This is a genomic window from Rhodoferax sp. ZS1R8 (assembly GCF_056521325.1).
Genome location: NZ_JBWMBA010000003.1, coordinates 423,158 through 439,909, shown reverse-complemented (window position 1 = coordinate 439,909; position 16,752 = coordinate 423,158). Strand labels below are relative to the sequence as shown.

The 16,752-nt window shown below is 57.5% G+C and carries 12 protein-coding genes and 1 tRNA gene; 10 read left to right on the top strand and 3 right to left on the bottom strand.

Features of this window, described 5'->3' with window-relative positions; all coding sequences use genetic code 11:
• Position 1 precedes the first annotated feature (1 nt).
• From AC097P_RS12955 to AC097P_RS12940, 4 genes are all read left to right on the top strand, one after another.
• Positions 2–841: an enoyl-CoA hydratase/isomerase family protein gene (locus AC097P_RS12955; protein WP_479610829.1), complete on the top strand. Its 840-nt coding sequence runs from the start codon at positions 2–4 to the stop codon at positions 839–841.
• A complete protein-coding gene (locus AC097P_RS12950; protein WP_479610828.1) occupies positions 838–2,850 on the top strand; it encodes an acetyl/propionyl/methylcrotonyl-CoA carboxylase subunit alpha in 2,013 nt (670 codons plus the stop codon). Before AC097P_RS12955 ends, AC097P_RS12950 begins: the two co-directional genes overlap by 4 nt.
• On the top strand, positions 2,847–3,725 hold the full coding sequence (locus AC097P_RS12945; RefSeq protein ID WP_479610827.1) for a beta-keto acid cleavage family enzyme: 879 nt from the start codon (positions 2,847–2,849) through the stop codon (positions 3,723–3,725). The genes AC097P_RS12950 and AC097P_RS12945 overlap by 4 nt, the downstream gene beginning before the upstream one ends.
• 37 nt (positions 3,726–3,762) lie before the next feature.
• Positions 3,763–3,839, top strand: a tRNA-Arg gene (locus AC097P_RS12940).
• 46 nt (positions 3,840–3,885) lie between these two features.
• Here the strand turns inward: AC097P_RS12940 and AC097P_RS12935 are convergent.
• Positions 3,886–5,061: a tyrosine-type recombinase/integrase gene (locus AC097P_RS12935; protein WP_479610826.1), complete on the bottom strand. Its 1,176-nt coding sequence runs from the start codon at positions 5,059–5,061 to the stop codon at positions 3,886–3,888.
• Between the two features lie 101 nt (positions 5,062–5,162).
• On the opposite strand from AC097P_RS12935, the gene AC097P_RS12930 reads away from it, so the two are divergent.
• The gene (locus tag AC097P_RS12930) at positions 5,163–5,312 is read left to right on the top strand and encodes a hypothetical protein (protein WP_479610825.1); all 150 of its coding nucleotides are present in this window, start codon (positions 5,163–5,165) and stop codon (positions 5,310–5,312) included.
• 204 nt (positions 5,313–5,516) lie between these two features.
• Here the strand turns inward: AC097P_RS12930 and mobF are convergent, their stop codons facing one another.
• On the bottom strand, positions 5,517–8,117 hold the full coding sequence (mobF, locus tag AC097P_RS12925; RefSeq protein WP_479610824.1) for a MobF family relaxase: 2,601 nt from the start codon (positions 8,115–8,117) through the stop codon (positions 5,517–5,519).
• Positions 8,118–8,144: 27 nt separating this feature from the next.
• Here mobF and AC097P_RS12920 point away from each other — a divergent pair, with 27 nt between their 5' ends.
• The 5 genes from AC097P_RS12920 to greB all read left to right on the top strand — a co-directional run bounded on the left by AC097P_RS12920 (position 8,145) and on the right by greB (position 14,422).
• On the top strand, positions 8,145–9,944 hold the full coding sequence (locus AC097P_RS12920; protein ID WP_479610823.1) for a peptidase domain-containing ABC transporter: 1,800 nt from the start codon (positions 8,145–8,147) through the stop codon (positions 9,942–9,944).
• A gap of 55 nt (positions 9,945–9,999) precedes the next feature.
• Positions 10,000–10,191: a hypothetical protein gene (locus AC097P_RS12915; protein ID WP_479610822.1), complete on the top strand. Its 192-nt coding sequence runs from the start codon at positions 10,000–10,002 to the stop codon at positions 10,189–10,191.
• A 135-nt stretch (positions 10,192–10,326) separates the two neighbouring features.
• Positions 10,327–11,478, top strand: a complete 1,152-nt coding sequence (locus AC097P_RS12910; RefSeq protein ID WP_479610821.1) for an ATP-grasp domain-containing protein — start codon at positions 10,327–10,329, stop codon at positions 11,476–11,478.
• Complete coding sequence (locus AC097P_RS12905) at positions 11,475–12,320, top strand: hypothetical protein (RefSeq protein ID WP_479610820.1); 846 nt, start codon at positions 11,475–11,477, stop codon at positions 12,318–12,320. The genes AC097P_RS12910 and AC097P_RS12905 overlap by 4 nt, the downstream gene beginning before the upstream one ends.
• A gap of 1,535 nt (positions 12,321–13,855) precedes the next feature.
• Positions 13,856–14,422, top strand: a complete 567-nt coding sequence (gene greB, locus AC097P_RS12900; protein WP_479610819.1) for a transcription elongation factor GreB — start codon at positions 13,856–13,858, stop codon at positions 14,420–14,422.
• Here greB and AC097P_RS12895 read toward each other — a convergent pair.
• Positions 14,415–16,730 carry a RelA/SpoT family protein gene (locus AC097P_RS12895; protein WP_479610818.1) on the bottom strand — a complete coding sequence of 772 codons (2,316 nt, stop codon included), beginning with the start codon at positions 16,728–16,730 and terminating at the stop codon, positions 14,415–14,417. The two genes, greB and AC097P_RS12895, sit on opposite strands and share 8 nt — an antisense overlap.
• Positions 16,731–16,752 lie beyond the last annotated feature (22 nt).

Genomic DNA, 16,752 nt, shown 5'->3' with positions numbered 1-16,752 from the left:
CATGCAAGCTGCTCTGTCTGCTATGAATTTAGTAGCTGCTCACGCGCGCTGGGCGGGGGCTACCCTGCATATCGACTTGAACCGTCCCGCATCGCGCAACGCCATGTCGCTGCAAATGGTGGGCGAACTGCGCCAGCTGCTGCAAGCGGCGGAAGCCACGGCAGGGCAGCCGGATGCCGTGCGCGTGGTCGTGCTGCGCGGTGCCGGGGGCCATTTTTGCTCGGGTGCAGATTTGAAGGACATGGCTGCGGCACGCATGCGGGCCCTGCAGGCACCGGCGGAAGGGGTTGACCCCATTGCCGAGGTGAACGCCGCATTTGGGGAGCTGTGCGTGGCCTACGCTCGCACGCCGCTGGCGGTAGTCGCGGTGCTGGAAGGCTCGGTCATGGGTGGCGGCTTTGGCCTGGCCTGCGTGGCCGATGTCGCCATTGCCAGCGAGACCGCGCAGTTCCGCCTGCCGGAAACTGCGCTGGGCGTGGTGCCGGCGCAGATAGCACCGTTCCTGGTGGAGCGCCTGGGCTATTCGCAGGCCAAACGCTTGGCCGTCACCGGTGGGCGCTTGGACGCAGCTGCGGCCCTGCGCCTGGGGCTGGTGCATGCTGTTGTTGATACCGCAGACCTACAAACCGAGTTGGACAAAGTGCTGGCCGACATCCTGGCATGCGCGCCGGGCGCACTGGCTGCGACCAAGGCCTTGATGGCCCAGGCCCGGTTGCGCGAACCGCAAGACCTGGTGCAACATGCCGCCGCCATCTTTTCCCGCGCTGCACAGGGCCCGGAAGGGCTGGAGGGCATCGCCGCATTTATGCAAAAGCGCAAACCACAGTGGGCCATGCCATGACGTTCTCGAAAATTCTGATTGCCAACCGCGGAGAGATTGCTTGCCGTGTCATCCGCACCGCCCGCAACCTCGGCTACCGCACGGTGGCGGTATTCAGCGATGCAGATCGGGACGCGCCCCACGTGGCGTTGGCAGACGAGGCCGTGCACATTGGCGCATCGCCGGCAGCCGAGTCTTATCTGCGTATCGATGCCATTGTGGAAGCGGCCCGTAAGACCGGCGCCGATGCCGTGCACCCTGGTTACGGTTTTCTGAGCGAAAACGCCGGCTTTGCGCAAGCCTGCGTCGATGCTGGCCTGGTTTTCATTGGCCCGCCCGCCAGCGCGATCGAAGCCATGGGTGACAAGGCCCTGGCCAAGCGTCGCATGCTGGACGCTGGTGTTCCCTGCGCGCCCGGCTATCTGGGTGGAGAGCAGGGCGATGTCGCGCTAATGGCCGAGGCAGATAAGCTGGGCTACCCACTGCTGGTCAAGGCGGTCGCTGGCGGCGGCGGGCGGGGCATGCGCCTGGTGCGATCCGCGGCTGAATTGCAGCAAGGCATAGAGGGCGCGCGCCGCGAAGCCACCAGCGCCTTCGGCGATGGCACGCTGATGCTGGAGCGCCTGATTGACAACGGCCGCCACATCGAGATTCAGGTTTTTGCCGACGCACACGGTAACGCCGTCTACTTGGGCGAACGTGACTGCACCGCCCAGCGCCGCCGCCAGAAGGTCATTGAAGAGGCGCCGTCGCCTGTGGTCACGCTCGCCATGCGGGAAGCCATGGGAAAGGACGCTGTAGCCGCCGCGCTGGCCGTGGGCTACCGGGGTGCAGGCACCGTGGAGTTCATCGTCGACGACAAGCTGAACCACTACTTTCTGGAGATGAACACGCGCCTGCAAGTTGAACACCCTGTGACCGAAATGGTGACGGGTTACGACCTGGTGGAGTGGCAGTTGCGTGTCGCGGCGGGTGAGCCTTTGCCTGCGCAGCAGCAAGACATCACGCTGACCGGCCACGCCATCGAAGCCCGCTTGTATGTAGAAGACCCTTACACCGGTTTTGCACCGCAGACCGGCAGGGTCTTGTGGTGGCAGCCTGCGGATGCGTTGCACGCCGGCGTCCCGAACTGTGGAAACGCGTACGGAGTCCGCGTGGACGACGGCATTGCGCAGGGCAGTGTCATCTCTCCCTACTACGACCCCATGGTTGCCAAGATCATTGTCCACGGCCGCGACCGCGATGACGCCATCCGCCGCCTGCGCGCTGCCTTGGCGAACACGCCGCTCTTGGGTCTGAAGAACAACAGCCGCTTCCTCAGTGATCTGGTCGACCACCCGGCTTTTCGCAAGGCCGAGATGACCACGACACTGATCGACCAATGGCAGGAGCAGGGCGAGGACTTGCTGCAAGCACCGGTTCCGGGCGACGCCGTGTGGCGTGTCGCCGCAATGTCCCTGGCGATGCGAGGCATGGAGGGTTGGCGCGGCAACAACTGGCGGGCCGACAGCGTGGCGGCTTTCGATGTGCGTTTGCAGTGCGGCGATGAGGTGCGCAGCATCCGCGTACGCCCAGACCGCCACAGCGGCGTCGCACTGACGCTGGATGGTACGACGGTGGACGTCAGCGTATTGGACTTTAGCGATGGCAGGCTGCGCTACACAGTGGACGGTGTCACCCGCAACGCCATTGCCGTGTTTGCCGGCTCTACGCTGCACCTGGCGTTGGACGGACACAGCTTTGTATTCGCCGAGTTGTCGCCCTTCCCGGATGCCGATGCCCGCAAAGACGCCAGCAAAGCGCGCTCGCCAGTGGCAGGCAAGGTCACGCAGGTGTTGGTGGCGGCAGGCGCATCCGTGCAGGGCGGCCAGCAACTGGTGTGCGTGGAAGCCATGAAGATGGAAATGTGGCTGTGCGCAGAGGCAGGAGGCATCGTGCAGGCCGTGCACGCCAAGGCGGGTGACCAAGTGGAATCGGGCGCATTGCTGGTGGAGTTGGCAATCGCTTCAATACAAAAGAAGGAAGCATGAAAATGGAAAAAGCCATACTGACCTGCGCGCTGACCGGCGTGCTGACCAACCCCAAGCAACACCCGGTGCCCGTCACGCCGGCGCAAATGGCAGCCGAGGCGCGCGACGCATTCAACGCCGGTGCGTCTGTCATGCACGTGCATGTGCGCAACCAGGATGAGGGCATGGGCCACTTACCATCGTGGGACCCGGAGGTCATGGCGTCCGTTACCGATGCCATCCGCGAAGCCTGCCCCGGGGTCATCATCAACCTGACCACGGGTGTGGTGGGCAAAGACATCTCCGGCCCCCTTGCTTGCATACGCCGCGTCAAGCCCGAAATCGCTGCCTGCAATGCCGGCAGCCTGAACTACCTGAAGATCAAGGAAGACGGCCAATGGGCCTGGCCACCCATGGTGTTTGACAATCCCGTGGCCAAGGTCCAGCAGTTTCTGGATGTCATGGCCGAGTGCGGCACGCACCCCGAGTTTGAGTGTTTTGATGTGGGCATCGTCCGCTCGGTGGGCATGTACATCAAGGCGGGCATGCTCAAGCCCGAAATGGGCCGCGCAGAATACAACCTGGTCATGGGCGTGGCATCCGGCATGCCTTGCGATGCGGACCTGCTGGCGCTGCTGCCGCAGTGGATGGCCCCCAACAGCGTCTGGCAGGCCACGCTGATAGGCCGCGCCGAGATCTGGCCCGTGCACCAGAAGACCGCAGACGTGGGCGGCATGTTGCGCACCGGGCTGGAAGACACCTTCTATTTGCCCAATGGCGAGCGGGCCAGCGGCAACGGGGCGCTGATCGCCGAATTGGCCCAATGCGCGCAACGGGCAGGCCGCGCCATTGCCAGCCCTGAGGAGGCCCGGGCGATGCTGGGTTTGAAAGCCTGAAGGGGGCGCCAAAACCTGTGCTATAATTTTTTGCTTAGCGGCTGTAGCTCAGTTGGATAGAGTACTTGGCTACGAACCAAGGGGTCGTGGGTTCAATTCCTGCCAGCCGCACCATCTTTTTAGTAAGAGAATCAATAGCTTAGAAGTTAACGCTTCTAGGCTATTTTTTTGCCTGGGTAGCTTTTGGGTAAGTCAGCTCCCGTACGGCATCTTCCTGCTCCATCCTCAGAGTTGCCAGACTCTTGTTCCAGCGGCCAGTGTCGTCCTTGATTTTTTCCAGCGCGTCGTGCAGTTCCACGATCTGAGCCACGCTGTAGTGCTGGGTCATCGAAGCCGTTGTGTGCCACAGAATGTCTGACCGGGTGCCCTCTGACACGCCAGCCTCCCGTAGCCGCATACCCACAGTGTGGCGGAGATCGTGCACATGTAGGTCACCCAGCCCGGCAGCAGTCCGCGCTCGTTGCCAAGCAGTATTGTTCATAGTCTGGATGCGCCGGTAGGGCATCACTGGCGGCATGGCGATGTTTTTGACACGTTCACGCCGGTACACGAACACATACTCTGGGTGCTGACCACGTACCGACTCAACAACCGATTGCGACACACTGTTGCAGATCACCACGCGCACCAGCTTGCGTCCCTTGACGTTGCTGCGAGGCACCTCAAAGACCGATATGCCCAGCTCGGGTACCTTGATCTCCCAATCCCAGCGGAGGCTACAGGCCACATCGTCGCGCACGCCGCTGTTCAAAATGAACAATGACATGCGTGCCAGGTGGTCGGGTAGCTTGGGCATTAGGTTGCGCTGTTGGCCCCATGTGATGGGCATCGGCTCACGCTGATGGCCTACCAACGGCAGCATGGTGATCTTGGGGGCCAGCTCCAGCCAAGTATTGCTATCGCCATCCCGCCAGCTTGTGGCCGCCAGGTTGAGGATACGCCGCACCACACCCAGCGCCAGGTTGACCGTCTTGTGGGCACGGCCTTCCTTCAGCCGCTCATTCTTGAACGGCAACAGTGTTGCATCGTGCACCTGGTGCAAGTCCAGTTTTCCGATGTATGGCATGACGCCCTGCAGCATGTAAATCTCGGTCTCAATAGATGCCTTCTCGGCATGCAAGCTGACGTAGTGGGCAGCCGCCTGGTCAAACGTGTAAGTGGTTCGCTTGCCGTGCACCACGGTCTCGCGTAACTCACCCAACGCCTGTATCAGCCAGCGTTCTGCTTCGTCATAACTCTTAAAGCCGCGCTGGCGAAATCGAGTGCCCCACTTGGACCGGTCGATCTGCCAGAGCCCGTTTTGGTCGGGGTAGATACCCCTTGTGTTTTGGCCCATGTAATAACTCCTTTTGTGATGATGGGCCGTCCATTCCGAGGAGCATTGTGCGCCAATCTATGGGTATCGTTTGCTGCGTCATGGGAGCAGTCTGCGGCTTCTTGCTTGAATCTGTCGAAAAGCTGATCGAGATCTTTGCGGTCAAAGATCACGCACGCACCCTGACGCATGGCTACGAGCTGGGGACGCCACACCTCATCGAACGTGCGTCGTTTGACGCCGACGTATGCCATGGCTTCTTGATGGTTTAGTCCGCGCTTCGGGGTCATTGCTCCCTCCTAATGCTGATGTAGATAAGGCCGGCTGAGCCTCTAACGAAACCACGCTCCTCTATCCAAAGACCGTGCTCAACCTTGCAGCGACTGGATTTTTCACTTAAACCAGCAACGACTGAGGCAAGCGGAACGATTGAAAAGTGTGTCGGGGCCACGAAGATTGGCGCTTCGTTCATGCGTTCAGTCCAGTTCCATCGATTGAGGAAATTCCGCGCCTGTTGCCAGGGATTGGTCATGAATATCCAATGCGGCCAAGTTTTCAATTTCCCGGCTCATTGCAAAGGGCAGCATTTCACGATCATCGGTGTAAATTTGTACGTGATGTCGGGCACGGCTGATAGCGACATAGAACGTGTTTTCATTCGCAGTCAGGCTATGGGAATCCGCTTCGATCAACACCCTGTCGCAGGTCTGGCCCTGGCTGGCGTACACCGTCGAACAATAGCCATGGTCAAGCGCCAAAGGCCGTCTGCCATCCAGTAGTACCGTGCGCCCATCGTCAAAGCACACCGTCAGAGTTTGCCCCTCTGGTGCAATGGCACTCACCCGCGCCATGTCACCATTGACCAATCCGCGCATGCGGTCATTGGCTGTCACGCGCACCAGGTCGCCAACAGACAACGAGCGCTTAACCGGCACATAAGCGGTCAACTTGGTGGCCAATGCCGGTTGCCACGCTATGCGAGCGCCATCCATGCGTTCAAGCATGATGCAATGGTCCAGCCGCTCCACCACCGCCGCTGTTTCACCGCGCTTCAAGCCCAACGAGGCGTAATCCGTTTCCGCCAATACCAGGTCGCCCGCTTCATAGCTCAAGACCGAGCGGGCCTGTTGTGCCGTCATGTCTTTGCGATCCAGCAATACGAATTCCTGGCCTTCGTCTGCCAAACCCAGTTGGCTCCGGATACAGCGGTTGATCTCGCCGCGCGCATAGCGGGTGCCGGCAATCACGCGGGTCGTGGCACGCTCAGCCTCCGACAAGGCAGCGTAGTCTTTGGCAATTTTTTTGAAGCGCGTGGGTGAGTGGGCAATCTCGTTAATATGCTTGTCCAGTACCTGCACCGCCATCGCGGTCTGACCATCCACAGCTAACTCGACCGCATGTTTTAAGACTTGGTTTTTTTGACGCTGAATCTGATTGACTGTCGCGGTATGCATGCCGTGGGCCTGCAATTGTGCAAAGGGCTTGCCCGCTTCCACTGATTGCAATTGCGCCGTGTCACCGACCAGGACCACCCGGCAACCTACGGCAGCGGCTTCGCTCAGAATCCCATGCAGCTGACGGGTGGAGGCCATGCCCGCCTCATCCACAATGAGCAGATTCTTGGCATCGAGCGCCTTGAATTGCTGGTGGCTAAAGGCGGTAATCGTTTGCGCATCAATGCCAGCTCCAGCCAGCTCGCGCGCCGCACTGGCGCTGGGTGCCAGTCCTTTGACGGCATAGCCGCAGGCCCTGGCCTGTGCCGCCGCCATCTTGAGCAAGGTCGTTTTACCCACCCCCGCACGCCCTTGGATGCCAATGATTTGATTGGCGCTCAGCAAGACGCCCAATGCGGCATCTCTCTGGCCGTCCGACAGTCCGACCAGTTGCGCCACCAGGGCCGAGCGCTCGCCCTGGTAGATAGGGCGCAACGTAGCCCGCCCGTGGGCCTCGATTCCCAGAATTTCGCGTTCCAGTTGTTGCGCTTCAGGCGTGGTGTAACGCTCACCCTCCCGAATCAACTCCCCGCGCTCAATGGCTTCCTTCAGTTCCGCTTCAATGTCACCTAAGGTTGCGACTCCCACCCCGCGCTCTAGCGAGGCTTGCAAAATGGCTTGCTGGCTAAATACTGAATTGCGTTCGCTCACATGCAAGATGGATTGGCACAATACAGCGGCGGCATCTGGCGCATCCCGGCTTAACGCTGGCTTTGGTTCTCTGTAATCAATGCCTTGGGCAGCGCCCAACTCTTCCCATTCCTGGCGCAAATAAGCGCGATCCACGTCGGTCTTTTTCTCACGCGTGATTACCGCCACCAATTTCTTATCCCACGCACTGGCCTCGCCGCGCTCCAGCCCTTGATGCTCTTTCAAATACGCTTCAATGGCGGCGCTGCGCTGGCTGAAGGCTTTCACTTGCCGCTCATTGATGTGGGCCAACTCGAAGCGACCATCCCCATGGGTCAGGCGCACCGCGTAACCCAGTGCCTGCAGCTCGCGGGCCAGCTCTGCACGGTACAGCGCGCCCAAGAGCATTTTGTGGCGATAGATCGCCTGGTTGTCGCTGGCACGCCACTGGCCATCGACGCGGCGCGTAGCGTTGACCATAACGCAATGGGTGTGCAACTGGGGGTCACACGCGCGGCTCAAATCATGGGTAAAGCGTGCCACCACCAGGTTGCCAGTGCGTTCGCTGTGCGTGATACCGTCCTCAGTCACGCGGCAACCGACCAGAGTTTGGGCATAGGTCAGTGCCCGCTCCACGGCTAGGCGGTGCGCCTCGATGATGCGTGAATCGCCTCCCACCAGCGCTTGCAAGGATACAGATTTGGGCGCGCTAAACGTGCCATCGGTGCCGCCACGCCGCCCTGCTGCCGCGTGGTGCAGGGTCTCGCCGTTTGGCAAGCGTCCATCCAACAGGGCGGCAAACTCGCCCGCATCTACCGCACCCTGTAATCCCAGACTGGTCGCACCTGTTCCCCACCAGGCGCTCGGCCCCGTGTCGCTGGTGTAGTAATCATCGGCGGCTTCGTAGTAGCTGGCGGCCACCTGGCCGTTACCCACATTGGATAGGCTCAGCATGATCAGCGCTCCACACGTGGCGAGGTGGTGGAAATCCACGACCCCGCTCGCGGCCTGGTGAAACTCTCGCTGGCAGAAGTCTCCACCCACTTCAGCGGGGTCGCACTGGAGCTGACCCCTACCGACAAATTCGAAAAGCTCGATGAGACGCAAAAGCTGCGGCTGCGGGAAATGATGGGCCGGGTTACCGGCCTCAAGCGCTCACTGGGCCAGATACTACTGCTGGCCGGCGCGTTGGAGGTGTTTGCGCTCGTGGTGCCCTTCTTTATGCAGTGGGTGATTGACTTTGCCATAGTCAGCGCCGATCGCAATTTGCTCACCGTGCTGGCGCTTGGTTTTGCCCTGCTGGCTGTCGTGCAAACCGTGATTGGCTTGGTTCGCTCCTATGTGGTGCTGTACATGGCCACCCACGTCAACCTGCAGTGGGTGGCCAATGTGTTCAGCCACTTGATGCAGCTGCCGGTCAGCTACTTTGAGAAACGCCATCTGGGCGACGTGATGTCCCGCTTCCGCTCCATCGAGACCATTCAAAAGTCGCTGACCACCAGCTTTGTCGAAGCAATGGTGGACGGCGTGATGGCTATAGCCATGTTGGTGGTGATGGCCTACTACAGCGCGCTGCTGTGCGCGCTGGTGCTGGCCGCCATCGTGCTCTACGGCCTGTTGCGCTGGATCAGCTACGCCCCGCTGCGCCGCGCCACCGAAGACCAAATTGTTTTGCAGGCCAAGGAGCAAACCCTGTTTCTGGAGTCTGTGCGTGGGGTGCAGGCCATCAAGCTGTTCAGGGCCGAGGCCGACCGAACCGACCGCTGGCTCAATGCGGTGGTCGATGCCATGAATAAGGTCTTGAGCACCCAAAAGCTCAACATTGGCGTGCAAGGTGCGCACCAAATACTGTCGGCACTAGAAAACATCCTGGTCGTTTGGCTCGGTGCGCGTCTGGTGATGGACAGCCAGTTCACGGTCGGCATGCTGACCGCCTTCATCAGCTACAAGACAACCTTCGCCCAACGCGTGCACTCGCTGATCGACAAGCTGGTGGAGCTGATGATGCTCAAGGTGCAAGGGGCGCGCCTGGCCGATATTGTGCTGACCGCGCCTGAACCAGACGCCCTGGGCCTGCTGCCACCCGTTGACATGACCCTCAAGTTAAGCGATGTCTGGTTTCGCTATAGCGACTCCGATCCCTGGGTACTGCAAGGCGTGGACTTGACCATCAAGGCTGGTGAATCGGTGGCCATCGTCGGCGGCTCGGGCTGCGGCAAGACCACTCTGTTGAAGTTGATGCTGGGCCTGCTGGCGCCCAGCAAAGGTGAGATCAGCCTGGGCGGTGTATCGATTGCAACGCTAGGGCCATCGGGCTACCGGCCCCTGATTGGCGCGGTGATGCAAGACGACTTAATGCTGGCCGGCACCTTGATGGAAAACATCAGCTTCTTTGACCACCAGGCCGACATGCAGCGTGTGGCCGGCTGCGCCCACATGGCGGCGATCCACGAAGACATAGTTGCCATGCCCATGAACTACAACACGCTGGTGGGCGACATGGGCAGCAGTTTGTCGGGCGGGCAAAAGCAACGCGTGTTGCTGGCTAGAGCCCTCTACAAAAACCCCACGCTGCTGTTTCTGGACGAAGCCACCAGCCACCTGGACGCCCAGTGCGAGAGTTTGATCAATGAAGCCGTCAAGCAACTACCCATAACCCGAATCATTGTGGCGCATCGGCCTACCACCATAGCGGCGGCCGAGCGGGTGGTGACGCTGGATGGCGGGAGAGTAGTGCGCGATAGCGACGGAGACAAAGGTAAAGAATTTCGGTCATGTTGACCGGGAACGCCGATGGTGCCGGGGCGAATCTGGCACCGAATTTGGAAGAGTAAACATGAAGTCATTTGCAAAATCAAGCGCGGCCGGAAAAAGCCGCCCATTGGGCCAACAACTTGCAGTCGAATTGTCGCCGCAAGAAATCCAGCAGGTAAGTGGTGGATGCTACAACACTACTTACTCCAACTCCGGCAAGAGCACCGTAGCGGATGATTGCGACGACCCAAAGACCACGAACCCAATGCAGTGATGCAGTGAATTGGGCGCACTGGCAGCGGGTCAGGTTGACTTGACGGGTGCGGCACTGATAGCAAGTATTGATTAATGGCGGCATCGCCTGATGGGCATGCCGCCTCTTCTTTTCGCCGAAAGTGACACTTTCAAAATGAGTATCTTGATTTTTTCTACGCTGGAAGACATCCACGCGCGGGCTGTAGCGTGGTGCTTGAGCCAAGCCGGCATTTCCGCTTACATCGTCAGTACAATTAATTTTCCATCCAGCGAAGCCTTCACAATTAATTTGACCAATCAGCCACAGCCAAGCATCGCGTTATTGGCATGTAATAACTCCGATGAGAGGATCAATCTGGATGAAGTAAGGTGCTGCTGGCGCCGCAGAATGGTGGGAGATGCCTCATATCATGATTTTTCGGCACTCTATGAGTCTGACTTGCATAATGCGGTTGTCGAAACCCAAGGCTTCTTAAATAACTATTTTCTGGAGATTAGGTGCTTGTTTGGTACCGATGTCGCTTGGGTAAATAAATTTAAGGGATCTGCTGTCGCTGCAAGTAAATTGCATCAATTGAAAATAGCTAAGTCAATTGGATTTTCAGTACCGAATACAATTATGAGCAATAGCCCTTCGGCAATTAGAAAATTCTACGATGACAATCAAGGCGCCATTATTTTGAAGCCGTTTTATCAACAGCTATGGCAAGGCAATGATGGCGGAACCCATTGGCAAGCCACTTTTAAACTAACAGCCGACCATTTGAACGACGACGGTGCACTGCAAGCGTGCCCAGGAATATATCAAAATTACATTAAAAAGAAATTTGAATTAAGGGTGCTTGTTCTTGGTGATGAATTGATTGCAGCAAAGCTGGATTCACAAGCGGCGGCGCACACAACAGTTGATTGGCGAGTCGATGCGTTGACCCAAACCATGCAGGTCACACCCTATCAATTGAGTATGGCGCAACGGGCGCAAGTGTTCTTATTGATGAAAGAACTTGATTTGCGATTCGGCAGCCTCGATTTCATTGTTACTATGAATGATGAACTGGTTTTTCTTGAGGTTAACCAACAAGGGCAATTTCTATTTCTTGACCACCGTTGCCCGGATTTAGGCGTGTTGGGCGCAATGTGCCAGTTCTTAACAAAAGAGGCCGGATTGAACATCGCCCACGAATGGCCCACGTTTGCACAATACTGCGAAAGTGAAGATGATGCGCTACGGAGACAGCAATTTAACGCCGCTGAAGAAAAAAATATACCTGGGATAAGATTCACCTTTGTAGAAGAAACCCAATGAAATTGTATATTCAGTCCATATTATTGCGCATTGGCGTGTTCTTGATCATGGTGTTTGGTTGTCAGAGCCTCTTTGCCTGCGATGTGATCGATAAAAAGTTTTTGACAAAAATTAATGCACGGGTGATTTTGCTGGGTGAAATTCATGGTACGGTTGAAATGCCGGCATTTGCCGGCAACCTGGCTTGTCATTTTGCGCAGACAAGACGCGCCGTTATGCTGGGGTTGGAAATGCCAGAAAGCATGCAGCCAATATTGAATGACTACATGGTTTCCAGTGGCGCGGCGGGTGACCTTAGTAAGCTGATGAATGCACCATTTTGGACATATGCTAGGGATTATGGATCGGCCAGTTCAGCCATATTTGCCCTGATCGAGAAGGCACGCAAATTAAAAAGCGAAGGCTATCCCATTTTATTATTCGCCTTTGATGGATCCACCGAGGAAAATACTTTAAAACTCACTGAATCTGAGAATATTGAGCCACGGGATTTTATTATGGGGGTCACTATTGCGAGGCGAGCTCTGCAATATAAAAATCATCAAATTGTTATTTTGACGGGTAATTTACATGCCGAGAAAACGCGTGCGAAAACCAGGATGGCCAGTTACATCGAGAAATTCTTACCCGCTTTTTCAGCCAGATTTATGCCAGTCAAAGGTGGGGAAACTTGGGGCTGTTCTGGCAAAAGCGTGGAAACGATGTTTTGCGGGGTAAGTGCCTTAAGCCCTGACACTAGAATGAGCGCGCCAGGCTACGACGCAATCATCAAACTGGCCGAACTTCATGCCGCGCCGCCAGCGATTCAAATGACCGCAACGACGGATGGCAAAGTCAATTAGCTTAGCGTATTTTAATTTCCGTTTTCTGAGACGACCCCTATCGCGACTCGTTGGGCCAGGAGCATGGCGCAAAAGAGGGCCGCTACGCCCCACTGCGGGTCCAGAATTCGCTCCAAAGCAACGGGCATAGATTTCTGATGGATTAAGAGTTGCGGCCTTGCCACGGTCCGAAGCAATTTTGTGGGATATCGTCCATCACGAAACGTGATTATTGGTCCATCAATTTGGTTGATCACACTCAATTTGCTGAAACAATTTCGGACGCATTGCGAGAGTTGGCTCAGTGCGCAGCATAGAGCGCGGGGGGGCGTTGACATCGCCCTGGATTTTCCGATCTTTCGCTGTGTTTACGATTCGCTCAAATGAACCCATCTATTCATTGGATTTACCAGCGTTTACCAGGCGCTGCGCCAGCCGTCAGTTATGCTCCGTTGTGTCTGTCCTGCCTTGCGGTGCAGTGAAACGCCGGTATTCCAAAAACGACAGCCTCAAAAATAATCGTAGTGCCTATCGGAATCTCATGGTGGGGCTCTTGCGCTATCGGTATGCACTTCAGCGATACAGGCGTTCCATATAAAACGCCACCAAATTTCATTACCTTTTGTCGCCGTGTATTCACATATGTGGCAATCGTCGCGAATTATGTGATCTTTGCCAAGGTTACCCAGGAGTGACAGTCGAACACTGATCCGCGACCAGTACTAACCCAACGACGGAATTTTTCCTCTGAAAACTCGAAGCCCCACCGCTGGTCAATTGTCACGTTTCCCATAGTGAAGTTGGCATCCACATCCTTATAGTTCTCACGTATAAATTGTGAAATTAAATAGTGAACGTTCCCACAATCGCCACCCAACGACATGTGTTCATTTTGATTCCTCAACCGATATTGTTTTATCTGGTCGTATAGTCCTCGCGCAACTTCACTTGCGATGATTGCTACCTGCTGGGCGTCAACGGATTTGTTTGTCAGAAATGCGTCTGGCTGAAATCCCCCGCTAAAGTAAATTCGTAGGCTTGATTGACGCTCGCACTGAATGACATCGGCTGTGGGTGGTTCGCTTCCGGTTTTGCTTGAAAGACTGAAAGTATTTTGTGAAGCATGCAGCTGGACTAGGGCTCAAGACAGGTAGATAGTGACAAGTGCCGTTGACGGCTTAAAGGGGGTGGTGGGGTATCTGTACTAATTTTAAAGGGATATATAGGGGGACAATGTGTGGTCACCTGGGGGCAATATTGGCGGTTTCGAGCCCCATCAGCAGTGGAATCTGTGAAGTCATCAAGAGTCCGCACCAATTCGAAGCTGTGGGTAGCGTTTGGGTAAGTGACCAGTTAGGCTCTGTACAAAAGGGTGCACAATCAGTTGGAATGGACGGCACCAACCCCTTATGAATCAACACTTAAAAGCGACGGCAAAACTACGAACCAAGGGGTCGTGGGTTCAATTCCTGCCAGCCGCACCAAACGATAGCCCTAGAACAGCAATGTTCTAGGGCTTTTTCGTTCTTGTTGGCGTTCTTTTATCCTATGCACCCATGAGCAAGGCTTTCACCAAAGAGTCCGACAATGCTGACGACGAGGATGGCGATCCGCAGCTTCCCCCCATACCGGGCGGTGGCAAGAACTACATCACGCCCAAAGGTTACGCCGCGCTGCGCAGCGAATGGCTGGACCTGATGGACAACGAACGTCCCAAGATCGTCGAAGCGGTGCACTGGGCTGCCAGCAATGGCGACCGCTCCGAAAACGGCGATTATCTATACGGCAAAAAACGCCTGCGCGAAATTGACCGCCGTATCCGTTTCCTGACCAAGCGTCTGGAGATCGCCGAAGTGACCAACCCGTCCGTGCACCACGGCAACGACCAGATTTTCTTTGGCGCCACCGTAACGTACGCGGATGAAGCTGGATTGGAACGCACGGTCACGATCACTGGCATCGACGAGGCCAACAGCGCACTGGGAGAGGTGAGCTGGGTTTCACCGATTGCCCGCACGCTGCTCAAGGCCCATACGGGCGACGTGCTGAAGTTGGTGATGCCCGGCAAGGTCGAGGACATCGAGGTCCTGTCGGTGACTTACCCCAAACCCCTCGCTAGTTAGAACCCCCGAAATAGGTCGGCATTGCCACCTTGTGGCGTTCCGCCCGCATCACGGATGCCGTGCGAGTCAGGTTACGCAGCACCACGGCTAGGTGCGCCGTGTCGCGCACGCCCACCACAAAACGGAAATCCACATCCTGCTGCGCACCTTCGCTGCCCATGTCGATGTGCACGATATCGGCCTCGGCCGCAGCCAGGGCGGCGGCCACTTTGGCCAGCACGCCTTTGCCGTTCTTGGCGGTGACCATGACACCGGTTTCGAAAGAGCGTACCGGCTCGTCCGACCAATCCACGCTGATAAACCGCTCGGCATCCTTGTACAGCAGCTTCTTGGCCACCGGGCAGTCGTGAACATGCACCACCAGGCCCTCGCCCCGGCCCAGGTAACCGACGATGCTGTCGCCCGGTATTGGCCGGCAGCAAGTCGCAAACTGCACCGATGCGTTCTCGCTGCCATCCAATGTGATCGAACCTTGGGACGTGGATTCGTGGGCGGTGAAGCGCTCGCGGGTCAGCAGTAGCGCATCGGGCTTTTGGCCGCTGTCAGCCAGCAAAAGCACCAGACGTTTGGCCACTATGTTGGCTATGCGTTTGCCCAGGCCGATATCGGTCAGTAATTCCTCGCGATTCTTACTGCCGGTGAAACGCAGCAATTTCTCCCAAATAGGTTCGTATGCCGGGTCCAGTTCGGCATCGGGAAATCGATCGATGCCTTCGGCGCGCAGAGCTTGCACCAGCAATTTTTCACCCAGTTCCTCGGACTCGGTGTGCGCCATGGTCTTTAAATGGTGGCGAATCTTCGAGCGGGCACGGCCGGTGCGCACAAAACCCAGCCAGGCCGGGTTCGGCGTGGCCATGGGCTCTGTTAGCACCTCTACGACGTCGCCATTTTTGAGTTCGGTACGCAACGGCACTTGTTCGCCGTTGATGCGTGCCGATACCGTGCGATCACCGACATTGCTGTGTATGGCGTAGGCAAAGTCCACAATGGTTGCGCCGCGCGGCATGGCCATGATCTGGCTCTTGGGCGTGAAAACATAGACGGCGTCCGGGAACAGGTCAACCTTGACATGGTCCCAGAACTCGCCCGCGTCGCGGGTCTCGTCCTGGATGTCCAGCAGCGACTGCAGCCACTTGTTGCCCAGGCGGTCGGAGGGTGCCTCGTCCGGGTTGTTGACCTTGTACAGCCAGTGTGCAGCCACGCCGGATTCGGCCACCACATGCATGGCCTCGGTCCTCACCTGGAATTCCACATTGACACCCGACGGCCCGACCAGCGTGGTGTGCAGCGACTGGTAGCCATTGAGCTTGGCAATAGCGATGTGGTCCTTGAACTTGCCCGGCAGTGGTTTGTACAACTGGTGCAGCACGCCCAATGCGGTGTAACAGTCGATAACGGAAGGAACTATTACCCTGAATCCGTAAATATCGGTGACCTGGGCAAAGCTCAGGTGCTTGGTGTCCATCTTTTTGTAGATGGAGTACAGCGTTTTCTCGCGCCCGGCAATCCGCACATGGATGCCCGCGCCGTCAAAGGCGGCTTCCACTTCCTTGTCCACCTTCTGGATCAGGTCGCGGCGGCGGCTGCGCGCCTTGGTGACGGCCTTTGCCAGCGTGTTGTAGCGCCAAGGCCGCAGGTAGCGGAAGGACAGGTCCTGCAGCTCGCGGTAGGTCTGGTTCAGACCCAGGCGGTGGGCGATGGGCGCATAGATTTCCAGGGTCTCCGACGCAATGCGGCCCCATTTGCTGCGGGGCACATCACCCAGGGTGCGCATGTTGTGGGAGCGGTCGGCCAATTTGATCAGGATCACGCGGACATCGCGCGCCATGGCCAGCAGCATTTTGCGGAAGGACTCAGCCTGGTTTTCTTCGCGGGTGTTGAATTGCAGCTTGTCCAGCTTGGTCAGCCCATCGACCAATTCGGCCACTGGCGAGCCAAACCGCTCAATCAACTCGGCCTTGGTCACGCCACAGTCTTCCAGCGAATCGTGCAGCAGGGCCGCCATCAGCGCCTGGGCGTCGATCTTCCACTCGGCGCACTGGGCGGCGACTGCTATGGGGTGGGTGATGTACGGTTCGCCGTTGTTGCGTAGCTGGCCCAAGTGGGCCTCGTCGGCGAAACGGTAGGCTTGGCGCACCTTTTCCAGGTCTTCGGGCGACAAATAGTCCAGCTTGGAGACCAGCCCGGCAAAACTGGCGGCGGCGGCATTGGCTGCGGCGTTTGTGGTCGCCGGGTCTGACACGGGCGCATCTGCCGCACCCGAGGCGGGTGCGTCTTTGCGCGGCGGTGGTTTGACAGGGGTACCCATGGTGTAAATGTAGCGTGCTCTA

What these genes read in the sequence shown, in the direction of transcription:
- AC097P_RS12955 (WP_479610829.1), top strand. Translation starts at nt 2, where the DNA reads ATGCAAGCTGCTCTGTCTGCTATGAATTTAGTAGCTGCTCACGCGCGC.
- AC097P_RS12950 (WP_479610828.1), top strand. Translation starts at nt 838, where the DNA reads ATGACGTTCTCGAAAATTCTGATTGCCAACCGCGGAGAGATTGCTTGC.
- AC097P_RS12945 (WP_479610827.1), top strand. Translation starts at nt 2,847, where the DNA reads ATGAAAATGGAAAAAGCCATACTGACCTGCGCGCTGACCGGCGTGCTG.
- AC097P_RS12935 (WP_479610826.1), bottom strand. Translation starts at nt 5,061, where the DNA reads ATGGGCCAAAACACAAGGGGTATCTACCCCGACCAAAACGGGCTCTGG.
- mobF (WP_479610824.1), bottom strand. Translation starts at nt 8,117, where the DNA reads ATGCTGAGCCTATCCAATGTGGGTAACGGCCAGGTGGCCGCCAGCTAC.
- AC097P_RS12915 (WP_479610822.1), top strand. Translation starts at nt 10,000, where the DNA reads ATGAAGTCATTTGCAAAATCAAGCGCGGCCGGAAAAAGCCGCCCATTG.
- AC097P_RS12910 (WP_479610821.1), top strand. Translation starts at nt 10,327, where the DNA reads ATGAGTATCTTGATTTTTTCTACGCTGGAAGACATCCACGCGCGGGCT.
- AC097P_RS12905 (WP_479610820.1), top strand. Translation starts at nt 11,475, where the DNA reads ATGAAATTGTATATTCAGTCCATATTATTGCGCATTGGCGTGTTCTTG.
- greB (WP_479610819.1), top strand. Translation starts at nt 13,856, where the DNA reads ATGAGCAAGGCTTTCACCAAAGAGTCCGACAATGCTGACGACGAGGAT.
- AC097P_RS12895 (WP_479610818.1), bottom strand. Translation starts at nt 16,730, where the DNA reads ATGGGTACCCCTGTCAAACCACCGCCGCGCAAAGACGCACCCGCCTCG.